This is a genomic window from Rhizobium sp. L1K21, from assembly GCF_024055895.1.
Taxonomy (GTDB): Bacteria; Pseudomonadota; Alphaproteobacteria; order Rhizobiales; family Rhizobiaceae; genus Ensifer_A.
Genome location: NZ_JAMXLE010000003.1, coordinates 410770 through 423974, shown reverse-complemented (window position 1 = coordinate 423974; position 13205 = coordinate 410770). Strand labels below are relative to the sequence as shown.

Sequence of the window (13205 nt, the reverse complement as noted above, 5' to 3'; positions counted from 1 at the left end):
ATACAGGAAACGCCACGGCAATGCGTGGCGTTTCCTCACTATTTTGGAATGGTCCTCAAGGCGCGCTTAGCTGCTGGATGTCAGGTCATCAACAGATACCCAGGCCTCATCGCCCGTGAACCAAACGCCGTCGATATTCTTCAGAACATCTTCGCCATAGGTTGCGTGAATGGCCGTAATCGTACCGTCGGCGTTTTCGGTGAACTGGTAATCCGCGCGGTTGCCGTCAAAATCGACCTGGTTGTAGTAGCCGCCCGCACCGTCATAGGTGTCATCACCGAGACCGCCATGGAAGACATCAACGCCGGCGCCGCCATTGAAAATGTCATCGCCAGTGGTGCCGTAAAAGTAGCCGCCATTGTCGCCGGCATCGATCACATAGCCTTCTTCATCGCCATTGCTGTCCGGGGGCACCGGCACGAGATCGTTCAGCGCATACCACTTGGATTCACCGGCAAACCAGAGGCCGTCGATGTTCTTTAGTGTGTCGATGCCTCCGCTTGGGTGCGAAACGGTGACCGTGCCGTCTACGTTGCGGGTAAATGAATAATCTGCAGCGGCACCGGAATAGTCGACCTGATTGTAATAGCCGCCACCGCCATCATAATAGTCATTACCGCCGTCACCGATAAACACATCGAGGCCGGCACCGCCATTGAAGACATCATCCCCCGTGGTGCCATAGAACTGGCCTCCTTGATCGCCTGCATAGATTACCAAGCCCGTCGGGGCTTCATCATCATCAATAATCGTCGCAGCTGCGCTGAGGTTCGAGCCTGTCGCGCCAACGAGGTTGACAAGCGAAACGACCACAGTCTCATTACCATCCACATCATCGTCACCATTAAAGGTAAGTTCGATCTGACCGGAGGTCTGACCGGCAGGAATGGTGATTGTGGATGGACCCGTTGCGCCTCCCGAAATCGTCACATCTGCCGTGACATCGGCATCAGATGCCTGATCCAGTGTAAGGGTGTAGAACAGCGCACCTTGCGTATTGGCATCGCCTTCATTCGCATCACCATCAGCGGCAATGGATAGCGTCGGCAGGATTTCAACATCCGGCACGGTGTTGTCGATGACGAGATTGCGCACCTCGCCAACAAGGGTGGCGTCGGCCTCCCAGTTGGAATCACCGATATAGTTTTGCGTGCGTTCCACATCGGCAGGCACCACGCCTTGGCCTTCAGCGACCAACGCACCATCTTTCCAAAGGCGCATCATGCCAGCGTCATCGATGGCCACTTTCCATTCGGCACGGACGCCCTCGACAATGGCATCGGCTGCGGTGATCTCATAACGCTGGCCGTCAACGAAGATCTCAAAGCGCATATCATCGCTATTGCCGGCCTGACCGAGCCAGATGTTATCCTGCTGCGGACCGTTGCCGAAATCGAACACGCGCTGCCAGTTGCCGGCACCAAGGTCGTCGAAGCGCGCTTCAACGGTGATGGAAAACGCCCCATCGATCTGCTCATCCTCGATATTTTCGATGACGAGCGTCGGCTCTGGTTCTGCTTTGTGGTTCTCAATCACAAGATTGCGCACCTCGCCAACAAGGGTGGTGTCGACCTCCCAGTTGGAATCACCGATATAGTTTTGCGTGCGTTCCACATCGGCAGGCACCACGCCTTGGCCTTCAGCGACCAACGCACCATCTTTCCAAAGGCGCATCATGCCAGCATCGTCGATGGCCACTTTCCATTCGGCACGGACGCCCTCAACAATGGCATCGGCTGCGGTGATCTCATAACGCTGGCCATCAACGAAGATCTCAAAGCGCATATCATCGCTATTGCCGGCCTGACCGAGCCAGATGTTATCCTGCTGCGGACCGTTGCCGAAATCGAACACGCGCTGCCAGTTGCCGGCACCAAGGTCATCGAAGCGCGCTTCAACGGTAATGGAAAACGCCCCATCGATCTGCTCATCCTCGATATTTTCGATGACGAGCGTCGGCTCTGGTTCTGCTTTGTGGTTCTCAATCACAAGATTGCGCACCTCGCCAACAAGGGTGGTGTCGACCTCCCAGTTGGAATCACCGATATAGTTTTGCGTGCGTTCCACATCGGCAGGCACCACGCCTTGGCCTTCAGCGACCAACGCACCATCTTTCCAAAGGCGCATCATGCCAGCATCGTCAATGGCCACTTTCCATTCGGCACGGACGCCCTCAACAATGGCATCGGCTGCGGTGATCTCATAACGCTGGCCATCAACGAAGATCTCAAAGCGCATATCATCGCTATTGCCGGCCTGACCGAGCCAGATATTATCCTGCTGTGGGCCGTTGCCGAAATCGAACACGCGCTGCCAGTTGCCGGCACCAAGGTCATCGAAGCGCGCTTCAACGGTGATGGAAAACGCGCCGTCAATCTGTTCTTCCTCAATGTTGTAAACGGTGAGTGGCTCGGGCGCGTTTTCGATTTCAAGGTTACGCACCTCGCCAACAAGGCGCGTATCGGCCACCCAGTTGGAATCACCGATATAGTTTTGTACACGCTCCACATCGCGCGGCACGGCACCTTGTCCCTCGGCCACGAGTGCACCGTTCTTCCACATGCGCATCATGCCATCTTCGTCGATAGACACTTTCCATTCGGCGCGCACGCCCTGTTCAATGGCATTTTGGGCTGTGATGGCGTAGGCGGTGTCGCCCACGAAAATTTCAAAGCGCATATCATTGCTGCCTCCCGCTTGGCCAAGCCAAATATTGTCGCTTGCCGGACCATTGCCGAAGTCGAAAACACGCTGCCAGATACCGGCGCCGAGATCATCAAAGCGGGCATCCACGGTAAGTTCAAACGCACCGTTGATCTGTTCCTGATCGATATCGAAATAGGTGAGTGTGGTCTGCTCAATCGGCGGCGTGTCAAAAATCTCCACCATGTTGACGCCGATGATGGAGGCTTCGGACGGCACGCCTGCTGTGTCAACCACATAAGTCATCCAGGCGCCGGGCCCCATCACGTTTTCATGCGGTGTTCTGATTTCAATGGTTGTGCCGTCAATGATGGTGAAGTCGAGCTTCACAAAGCGGCTGTCGAGGTTGCGCGCATGGGTCATTGCACCGGAGCGAATGGCGCTCACCATGCTGATATCGGATGTGTCGTCAACAGTAATTCTGAAAGTGTCACCCGCCTCGATATTCTTTGGCGCACCGGTGATCTCAGGGCGTTCGGCGAGGGCACCATCAGGACCATACAGATAGTCCGGGTTGAAGAACTCAACATTCGTATTGACCTGCGGGCCAGGCGCACCGCCGCCGCCGGACCATACAGAACCATCGGGCAAAAGCAGGCCGGATGAGTGATAAAGGCGCGCCATCGCCTGCTCATCCATCTGGGTGATGGAATTGTCGCTGGGGTCCCATACGGTGGGCGTATAGACCGCGTTTGTCAGGCCGTTGCCCTGATCGGTATTGTCGCCATAAGGTGTCGATCCACCCACGATCAGAACGCGGCCATCGGGCAGCGAAATCATCGCGGCATTGGTGCGTGCATTTTCAAGCGTGGCCACCTTTTCGAAGATAGGCGCATGCGAGAGATCGGAAATATCGGCTACATAGATGCCGCCATCATCACCAATGATGGCAATCTTGTCTGTGTCATACATGCTGCCTGTATTGAGCTTGTAGGATTCAAACCCCGTCTTGCCGATCTTTTCAACCGAACCGTTACCCTCGGTGCTCAGACGATAAATATCATCGCCCTGCGCTTCCACAACAATGACTTCGCCCTTGCTGTTCTGCCACACATGCGGATACCACCAGCTCTCATAAAGTGAACCGCCGCCACCGAAAAGGTCCGGCATTTCCGCGCCGGTGAGCTGGCGGAATGTGCCGGTTGCACCATCATAGACTTCCGGAATCGTTGAGCCGTTATAGTCACGGTCGCGACCGCCGAGCACCAGAATGTCTCCATTGGCAAGCGTGATATTGCTTGGATACCAGCGAGCATATTCCATCGGCTCCGCTTCGCTCATCGTCTGGGTCCGATAATCAAAGACCGTCACGGAATCGATGCCGGAAATGACGCCGCCACCGTTGCGATTACCATCGCCACCAAAGATGATTACATTACCCGTTTCGGGATCAAGCGCCATGTTAGAGCAGAAAATATTGGTCGCAGTGGTGTTTTCCAGCACCTTCTCAACGCCGGTTGTCGGATCGAAAATACTGTAAACGAAATCGCCGCCCTGCATGCCTTCTTCGGTCGAGCCAAAGGACAGGATCTTGCCATCCGGCAGAACAATCGAATGAAGCGGGATGATGGTGAGCGCGACCACATTGCTCCACTCGCCATTACCCTCGGTATCTGTATCAGAAATAACAACAGCACCACGTTCACCCGTATTGTACTGAACGTTGCCCATATTCATATTACCAGCCATTAAAAACTCACCCCCAATTAGTATTCATGGGCGACATCCTAATTCCCCGGCTCGCCAAAACCTGTCAGATGTCCCAGTTTATGCCTCAGGCACGATGTCATTCAGGGATTTAGAATACGAAAGAAAAGAATAGGTTCAACAAATTGGTGAGTTAACTATTAACCGCTAAAAATTGAGCGTTTCTGTTTTGATTTTGTTTGATTAAATTACAGTGCCAAAAATATAATACATCAGGCTTTCGAGGATGTTCTTGTTTTGGTGGGGCTTGTGCGAGCCGCAGATGGCGGCGACGGTTGTTGCCAAGTACGCCCGTTCTGGCCATCTTGCGGCACTACGGAATTGGTATCACCAATTTCGGATCATCTACACGCACTTGCTTTTTGCAACAACCAGGGCAAGATTCGTGCGGAATTAGCTGTACCCAAATCCGGGCACAGTTAATTCCGCTCGCTCTCGATTGTCTTGAAACAGCTGCGAATGGCGGCCCGCAGCCATTCGAGGCCGGCGTCACGGGAACGCATCTTGTGCCATTGCATGGCTTGGACGAGTGGTGGAATCGGAATGGGTGGTTCATGGGCCGCCAGTCCGCCTGCGATAACGGCATGCCGTGCAATTTCGCCCTGAACAACAGCAATTCTGCGAGTGTTGCGGACCATCGCCGGGATGGATGAAAAGGCGTAGGTTGTGGTTGCTAGTTCTACGTCAACGCCCTTCTGGCGAAGCTGCATCGCAGCATAGCTTTGCTGTGCCTCCAGCGGAACCATCATGACATGCTGTGCCTGCCTGAATTGATCGACTGTCAATTCTTGCGCAAAAGGACCATTGATGCATGCCAGCACACGCATGGGATCGCTGAAGACAGCCTCGCGCGGGTGGCTGTCCGAACAGACAAATTCGGGCGCAATCAGCAGGTCGATATCGCCGCTTTCAAGCAGCTTGTAAGGCGTCATGTGTTGTGGGCGGAAGTTGAGCTGGATGTTAGGCGCCTCACGCGCCACCAGCTCGGAAAGGTGCGCGCCCAGCATTTGCAGGGAGTAATCCGAGAGCACGATGGAGAAGGCCCGCGACGAACGCGTAGCATCAAAGGTCGGGTTGACCAGCACAGCGCTTTCCACACGCACCATAATGTCGCGCACGGGATCCGCCAGACTTTCGGCCAAAGGTGAAAGCTCCATCCTGCGGCCAACCTGCACCAGAAGCGGATCGTCAAAGAAGGTTCTAAGCCGCGTCAACGCGTTGCTCATGGCCGACTGCGTGATGCCGATTTCATTCGCCGACCGCGTGACGGAGCGGGTGCGGATCAGGATATCCAGCGCCACCAGCAGGTTCATGTCGAGTTTCTTGAAGCGCATGGCTTTTCACACATCCAAGGAATTTGCAAAATCAATATATAGAATTGAAAAAAGAAATTTTGCAAATGCATTATCAATCGCTAGCGTTTTGACAAATGGGAGGAGTGACGGATCGTAAGTGGAACTTGCGCGTTCGATCGTCCTCTTTTCTCGCGTTGAAATGAAGCAAAGGGCGATATGTTCAAATATTTTCCCACCAACTATCCATGGAACCTAGGCGTCGATCTGGCCATTGAAATGGGCGCTCGCATGGGCGAAATCGAAGAAATGTGCGCTCCGCTGATCGAGGCATCTAAATCGCCCGACAAGGAGGGCGTGGCCGCTTTTCGCAAAACCTGGCAGACAGGTGCGGAGAAGCTCCTGAAACTCGCGGAAGAGGATGAAGCCCGTGGCCGCATGATTTCAGCTGGTGACAAGCTGGGTCGTGCCGCGACCTATTTGCTGTCGGCTGAGCGGCTGCAGGCCCATGATGCGCCGGGTCGCCTCGAACTCTACAAGACCTTTCTGGCGACCTTTGAAAAGGGGCTCCAACTCGCGGGCGAACCCTGCACGCGCGTTGAAATTCCCTATGAAGGTACGCATCTTTCCGCTTTGTTCGTTCCGGCTGAAAATGTGGAAGGGCCGATGCCCATCCTCGTTCAGGTCAATGGGCTCGATAGTACCAAGGAAATGAAATACCGGGTTGGCCTTCCCCATTGGCTGGCCAAGCGCGGCATTGCTTCGTTGATCGTTGACCAGCCCGGCACGGGTGAGGCGCTTCGTCTTCAGGGGCTGAAGGCACGTTACGATTCAGAACATTGGGCTTCACGCGTCGTCGATTGGCTTGAGGCGCGCGACGACATTGATCCCAAGCGCATCGGCATGGAAGGCGTCTCTCTCGGCGGTTACTACTGTCCGCGTGCAGTGGCCTTTGAGCCGCGTTTTGCCTGCGGTGTTGTGTGGGGTGCCAACCACGATTGGCGCGACGTGCAAAAACGCCGTCTTGAGCGCGAAGGCGATTTCCCGGTTCCCCATTACTGGAACCACGTGATGTGGGTTTGGGGCGCCAAGGACATGGATGAATTCATGGAGATTGCCGAGTACGTGCATCTCAACGGTGTGCTCGATCGCATCAAGGTGCCGTTCCTCGTGACCCACGGGGAGAAAGACAGCCAAATCCCGCTCAAATGGGCCCACGAAACCTATAACCAATTAACCAACAGCCCGAACCGAGAATTGAAAATTTTCGATGAGACAACGGGCGGCGTTCAGCATTCCAGTTTCGACAATTCCGCCAATGCGGGCGCCTACATCGCTGACTGGGTTGCCGAAATGCTGGGTGGACGAACAGCATTCTGACGACAGGCGCAACTGCGATGCATACGGAGAAAGACATGAAAATTATTGGACCCGATTATCTGGTGTTTGGCGTAAGCGACCTGAAGGCGTCTGCGGAATATCTAACCGCTTTTGGCCTCACGCCGGTCGATGTGGATGAGGCCGGCGGCCTGTTTGAAGCGCTGGACGGTACCGGCGTGATTATCCGTGCGAAGGACCATCCGGACCTACCGCCCCCACTGCCAACGGCCACCATGCTGCGCCAGCAGGTGCTGGGTGTGGTTGAGGCGTCTGATATTGACGCGATCGCCGAAGAGCTTGGCAAGGACCGCAAGGTCTACCGCCTTGCGGATGGTTCCATTGAAACTGTCGATGATCTGGGATTTGCCCTCAAGTTTCAGGTCACCAAACGCCGCAAGCTCGAGATGCCGGCTGAAAAGATCAATGCACCTGGTGCCCCGGCACAGCGCAAGGCCAACGAGATTGGTGTTTGGGAAGATATGCCCGCCCGGCCGCGCTCGCTCAGCCACCACGTGCTGTTCGTGCCGGATATGGAAAAGATGATCGACTTCTACACAAAGCGCCTTGGATTTGTGATCACGGATGTACTGACAGGTGCGGGGCCGTTTTTGCGCCCCAAGGCCAATGACGACCACCACACACATTTCTTCATTCGCGCACCCGACTACATGCAGGGGCTTGAACACCTTGCCTTCCACATGGGCGGCCCCACCGAGTTGATGGTTGCAGGCTCGCGCTTTGTTCGTGCCGGTTATGAAAGCTTCTGGGGGCCAGGTCGCCACAAATTCGGCTCTAACTGGTTTTGGTATTTCAATAGCCCGCTTGGCACGCATTTCGAATACGACGCCGATATGGACAAGCATGACGACGAATGGGTTGCGCGCGAAGCACCCATGGGGCCGGAAGCCTCGCAGATCCTGCATTTCCAGTATCGCGAAAAATGGGCGCCCGGACCGGGTCCCGGTGGCAAGTGATGCAGTCATGATGGAGTTGTGCAAGCTTTCGGAGCTGGCGGAAGGCATGGCGCGGGGATTTTCAGTCCCCGGCCTGCCGCAGAAGGTTGTATTGGTTCGCAAGAATGGTGCGGTATTCGGCTACCTCGATTCCTGCCCGCACTATGAAGGCGGCACGCCGATGGCCTGGAAGAAGGATGGGTATCTGGATGGCGAGGGCGAATACATAGCCTGCCATTCGCATGGTGCACTTTTTGAAATTGAAACAGGGGAATGTGTGCTTGGTCCATGCCTTGGCCAGGCACTGACGCGCGTTCCTGTCCGCCTCAATGAGAATGGCGGCATAGACGTGGCGTTTGATGATTGCCGGGAGGAGATGGCATGAATAAAGCAGTTCAGAAGGTTCTGATCGTCGGCGGCGGGTTTTCCGGCATGTCGGCGGCAATCGAGTTGCGCAAGCGCAATATCGATGTCGACCTCGTGGAAATTGATCCCGGTTGGCGCTCCTATGGCGCGGGTATTACGATCGGCGGTGCAACGCTTCGAGCTTTTCGCACGCTCGGCATTCTTGATGCGTTTCTGGAGCGCGGCAACGCGGCAGACGGTGCGCACATCAGGCTTCCGCATGGCGTGCAAGTCGCAACAATCCCGACGCCGCGTGTGGCGGGTCCGGATGTGCCCGGCAGCGGCGCAATCATGCGGCCTGTTCTCGCTGAAATTCTGGCGGATGCGACACGCGCCTCAGGTGCGGATGTTCGCCTTGGTGTGACGTTCAGATCCATCAATCAGGATGAAGATGGGGTGAGCGTTGAAACAAGTGACGGTGAAACACGACGCTACGACTTGGTAATTGGTGCTGATGGTCTCTATTCCGCCATGCGTGAGGCGGTGATGCCTGATGCGCCCAAACCGACCTATACCGGGCAGGCCGTTTGGCGCGCGGTGGTTGACACGCCAGAAGGTATCGACACAGCCATCATGTGGCTCGGACCCAATGTGAAGGTCGGCGTTAACCCAACCTCAAAAACACAGTCCTACATCTTCATCACGGAAGACGTGCCAGCCAGGCAGCGTTTTGATGACGGTGAACTTGTTTCCAAAATGCAGGCCTTGATGGAGCCTTTCTCCGATCCGATCGTCCAGGCCATGCGCGCGCAAATCGGCAACCACAGTTCCATTGTCTATAGGCCGCTTGAGAGTATGCTGGTTCGTGGCCCCTGGCACAAAGGCCGTGTGGTTCTGATTGGTGATGCGGTTCATGCAACCACACCACACCTTGCGTCGGGTGCCTGCATCGGCATCGAAGACGCCATCGTTCTGGCTGAGGAAATCGAGAAAGCCGAAAGCCTGGATGATGCGTTGCCGGCCTTTCAGGAGCGGCGTTTCGAACGCTGCCGCATGGTTGTCGAGAACTCGCTTCGCCTCGGTCAAATCGAGATCAACGACGGCGATAAGGAAGAGCATGGAAAAATCATGAAGGATTCAATGATCGCATTGGCACAGCCCGTCTGAAACGCGATCAAATCTTTGGGGAGGAGAGAGAAATGGCGTCTAAAGAAAAGGTTTCAGGTCGGTTTGCCCTGACCGTTGCCCATGTGGCGGGGATGGTTGATCTGGTTGCCCTGCCGGTCTGGATCGCCGCGCTGATTTCAACATACGGTTTTGACACGCAGCAGGCGGGCGGGCTTGTAACGTTATTTCTGATTGGTGCAGTGATCGCATCCATTATCCTGGCACCCATGTTCAACCGTTTCAGTGGACGCGCCGTTGCTACAATCGGCTTTGTCGCCGCTGCAGTGGTGATGGGCCTTGCCTCCACGCAAACAGCTTTCGGTCCACTGGCGATTGCGCATCTGTTGGCCGGTGTTTCAGTTGGCTCCGCGCTCTCATTCGTCCATGGAACTATGGGCCGCAGCCTCAACCCGCATAGAATGTTTGCCATTGCTGGCACGGCACTTGGCGTATTCGCCATTGTGTTTCTCGGCGCAGCGCCGCAGGTGATTAAGGCACAAGGTGGGTCAATCCTCTTTGTCATCTTCGCCGGGCTCATGGCGATAGCCGCCTTGGTGAGTTTGGCTTTTTTCCCCCGGCCCTCCGTTCAGGCCGAAACGGCCACGCTGGAACCTACAACCAAATTTGGCAAGGCCGTTTGGGCTGGCATTATTGGTGTTTCGCTGATGGCGATTAACCAATCCATGGTCTTTGCCTTCTTCCAGCAACTGGGCGAAGATCGTGGTTTCGGACTGGGTGCCGTCACGGGCGTTCTCGTCGCGCTTGGCTTCGTCAATCTTTTCCCGGCGCCGTTGGCTGCGTTTCTGGAAAAGCGGTTGAATGCGCAAAAGGTCGCTATGACTGGCCCGGTGGTGCAGGCGGCGCTTGCTTTGGTAATCATGCTGAGCAGCACGTTCATGCCCTACGCGCTGGCCGGTGCGGTTTATGTTGCGGTGATGATCTTCACCCACACATTTGCCTTCGGCCTGCTTTCCAGGCTTGACCCCAGCGGGCGCGCTGTGGCCTCCACGCCTGCCATGCTCATGATCGGTTCGGCCGTTGGCCCCGTTTTGGGCGGCACCTTGATCAAGTTTTCCGGCTACCCGGCGATTGGCTTTGCAGCGTGCGTGGTCGCAGTGATCGCGGTTGCGATGTTCTCGCAGGCAAAGCAGCAAGAAAGTCTCATAGCAGCGGAGTAATGTGACAATGTCGAATAGCGGCACGCCTGCACCGCGGATTGTGGATCTCTCGATTTATCTCGAAAACGACGTCTTGTCCGATCCACTGCCGCTGGCACCAAAGATAACCTATCAGGGACATGGGGATACACTGAACGAGTTCATGTTGCTCTATCCCGGCAGCAAGCCGGAGGATTTCCCCGATGGCGAGGCCGGAGCGGCCGAAAAGCTGGAAGTGACCACACATAACGGCACGCATCTTGATGCACCCTGGCATTATCATTCTACCATGGATGCCAAAATCGGCGGCCCCCGCCGCTCCATGACCATCGACGAAGTGCCGCTTGACTGGTGTTTCCAGCCTGGCGTTAAACTCGACTTTCGCCATTTCGAAGATGGTTATCGGGTGTCCGCCGCCGATGTTGAAGCGGAGCTGAAACGCATCGGCCATGAATTGAACCCGCTGGAAATCGTGGTCATCAACACCCGTGCCGGCGAACGCTATGGGCATGACGACTACCTCAATTCGGGATGTGGGATGGGCTATGAAGCCACCATGTATCTATTGGAGCGCGGCATCCGCGTAACCGGCACGGACGCCTGGAGCTGGGATCCGCCGACGGCATTTGCTGCTGAAAGATTTCGCGAAACGGGCGATCGCTCGCTGATCTGGGAAGGCCACAAGGCCGGGCGCGATATTGGCTATTGCCACATGGAAAAGCTGCACAATCTGGAAACCCTGCCGCCGACCGGTTTCACAATTGCCTGTTTCCCGCAGAAGGTGAGGGGCGGCTCCGCCGGCTCCACTCGCGCCGTCGCCATTTTCGATCCTTGGGGCAAGTGACATGACATTTCCGAAAATACAACGGATCGTGACAGGCCATGACGAGAACGGGAAATCCATTGTCGCCTCGATGGGCCCGCTGCCGGTGGTGAAAGAGCTCGAGGCTATTCCCGGCACCACTTTCCACGAAGTGTGGAATACGCAAGGATCAAATCCGCTCATCGACAATGGCGCTGACGTAGCGGCAGGACCGATCATCTTGCCGCCGCCAACAAATGGCACCCGTATCCGCTTTGTCGACATTCCACCGGACACCGAGGATTTCCTGAAAGCGGGAGCGTCCAAAATGCACGACGCTTTCTCGGAAATCGGCGACTCCAAAGCCTCAACGGCTGCTGGCGATTCACCGCACCCGCTGATGCATCGCACGGAAAGCATCGACTACGGCATTGTGATGGAAGGCGAGCTGACCCTGGTTCTGGATACAGGCGAGGTGGAATTGAAACCCGGCTGCGTCGTCATTCAACGCGGCACCAATCATGCATGGGCCAACCGCTCCGGCAAACCCTGTCGAATGTTATTCATTCTGGTGGACGGCCAATACGCACCGGATATCGCCAATAAACTGGGTCCGTGACCTTGGTCACACTGACGTCGGAACAACCATCTCTGACGGGAGCTGAAATATGAAATTTGCAACACTGCCCAATGGAACGCCGGACGGACGCCTGCATATTGTCAGCCGTGACCACACACGCTGCATGCCTGCGAAGGCCGCCGAAACGATGCAGGCAGCGCTTGAACGCTGGCGTGATGTTGAGGCGGAATTGAAAACCGAATACGAGCGCTTGAATGCTGGTGGTGGCGAAGTGTTCAACCGCCAAAATGCTCTGGCCCCACTGCCGCGCGCATGGCAGTGGCTGGATGGTTCGGCCTATGACAGCCACGGTGAACTGATGCAGAAGGTCTTCAACCTGCCACCCCACGACACTGGCGGGCGACCACTGATGTACCAGGGTATGTCCGACCGCTTTTATGGCCCCTGCCAAGACGTTCGTCTTCCGTCTGAAGAAGACGGGATCGATTTTGAAGGCGAGTTTGGTGTGATTGTCGATGCAGTGCCCATGAGTACGTCGGCGGAGGAAGCAAGAGCCCATATCCGGCTTCTGGTTCAGATCAACGACTGGAGTCTCCGCAAACTGGCACCGATTGAAATGAAAACCGGGTTCGGCTGGATTCATGCCAAGCCGGCCAGTTCCATGGCCCCCGTTGCAGTGACACCCGACGAGCTTGGAGCCCATTGGCGCGATGCGCGCATCGATCTGCCTCTCAAGGTCTATTGGAACGAGGTGCGCTTTGGAGCCGCCAACGGTTATGCAATGAGCGTAGGCTTCGACGAACTGGTCGCCCACGCTGCCTATTCGCGTGATCTCGTCGCCGGCACCGTGATCGGCTCCGGCACCGTCTCAAATGAAAATTTCCGCGAGGTCGGTTCCTCCTGCATTGCCGAGCGGCGCGGCATCGAGATGATAGATCAGGGCGAACCCAAAACCGGCTTTATGCGATTTGGTGACACCGTGAAAATGGAAGCCGAGCTGCCGGATGGCACACCGCTTTTCGGCGCCATCGATCAGAAAGTCGTGAAGGCCTGAACCATGCGGGTTGTCATTAGGGGGGCGAGGGTTTTCTCGGCGAAGGACTGGCCGGCCACCTTGCC

10 protein-coding genes are annotated in these 13205 nt (G+C 56.0%); 8 read left to right on the top strand and 2 right to left on the bottom strand.

Annotated features, from left to right (window positions below; genetic code table 11):
• Positions 1–66: 66 nt before the first annotated feature.
• A complete protein-coding gene (locus NHF56_RS17010; RefSeq protein ID WP_252806734.1) occupies positions 67–4392 on the bottom strand; it encodes a galactose oxidase-like domain-containing protein in 4326 nt (1441 codons plus the stop codon).
• Positions 4393–4829: 437 nt separating this feature from the next.
• Positions 4830–5744: a LysR family transcriptional regulator gene (locus tag NHF56_RS17005; RefSeq protein ID WP_252806732.1), complete on the bottom strand. Its 915-nt coding sequence runs from the start codon at positions 5742–5744 to the stop codon at positions 4830–4832.
• 177 nt (positions 5745–5921) lie between these two features.
• Here NHF56_RS17005 and NHF56_RS17000 point away from each other — a divergent pair, with 177 nt between their 5' ends.
• Genes NHF56_RS17000 through NHF56_RS16965 form a run of 8 tightly spaced genes read left to right on the top strand, consistent with a single transcriptional unit; the run spans position 5922 to position 13140 of the window.
• Positions 5922–7082: a S9 family peptidase gene (locus NHF56_RS17000; RefSeq protein ID WP_252806730.1), complete on the top strand. Its 1161-nt coding sequence runs from the start codon at positions 5922–5924 to the stop codon at positions 7080–7082.
• Between the two features lie 35 nt (positions 7083–7117).
• A complete protein-coding gene (locus tag NHF56_RS16995) occupies positions 7118–8056 on the top strand; it encodes a VOC family protein (protein WP_252806728.1) in 939 nt (312 codons plus the stop codon).
• A 7-nt stretch (positions 8057–8063) separates the two neighbouring features.
• Complete coding sequence (locus NHF56_RS16990) at positions 8064–8420, top strand: Rieske (2Fe-2S) protein (protein WP_252806726.1); 357 nt, start codon at positions 8064–8066, stop codon at positions 8418–8420.
• Complete coding sequence (locus tag NHF56_RS16985) at positions 8417–9547, top strand: FAD-dependent oxidoreductase (RefSeq protein ID WP_252806725.1); 1131 nt, start codon at positions 8417–8419, stop codon at positions 9545–9547. The genes NHF56_RS16990 and NHF56_RS16985 overlap by 4 nt, the downstream gene beginning before the upstream one ends.
• Before the next feature lie 32 nt (positions 9548–9579).
• Positions 9580–10725, top strand: coding sequence for an MFS transporter (locus NHF56_RS16980; protein WP_252806723.1), 1146 nt, complete (start codon positions 9580–9582; stop codon positions 10723–10725).
• 7 nt (positions 10726–10732) lie between these two features.
• A complete protein-coding gene (locus NHF56_RS16975) occupies positions 10733–11548 on the top strand; it encodes a cyclase family protein (protein WP_252806721.1) in 816 nt (271 codons plus the stop codon).
• A 1-nt stretch (position 11549) separates the two neighbouring features.
• Positions 11550–12125 (top strand): cupin domain-containing protein, encoded by a 576-nt coding sequence (locus tag NHF56_RS16970; RefSeq protein ID WP_252806719.1) that lies wholly within the window; start codon positions 11550–11552, stop codon positions 12123–12125.
• A gap of 49 nt (positions 12126–12174) precedes the next feature.
• Positions 12175–13140 (top strand): fumarylacetoacetate hydrolase family protein, encoded by a 966-nt coding sequence (locus tag NHF56_RS16965; RefSeq protein ID WP_252806717.1) that lies wholly within the window; start codon positions 12175–12177, stop codon positions 13138–13140.
• Positions 13141–13205: the final 65 nt, after the last annotated feature.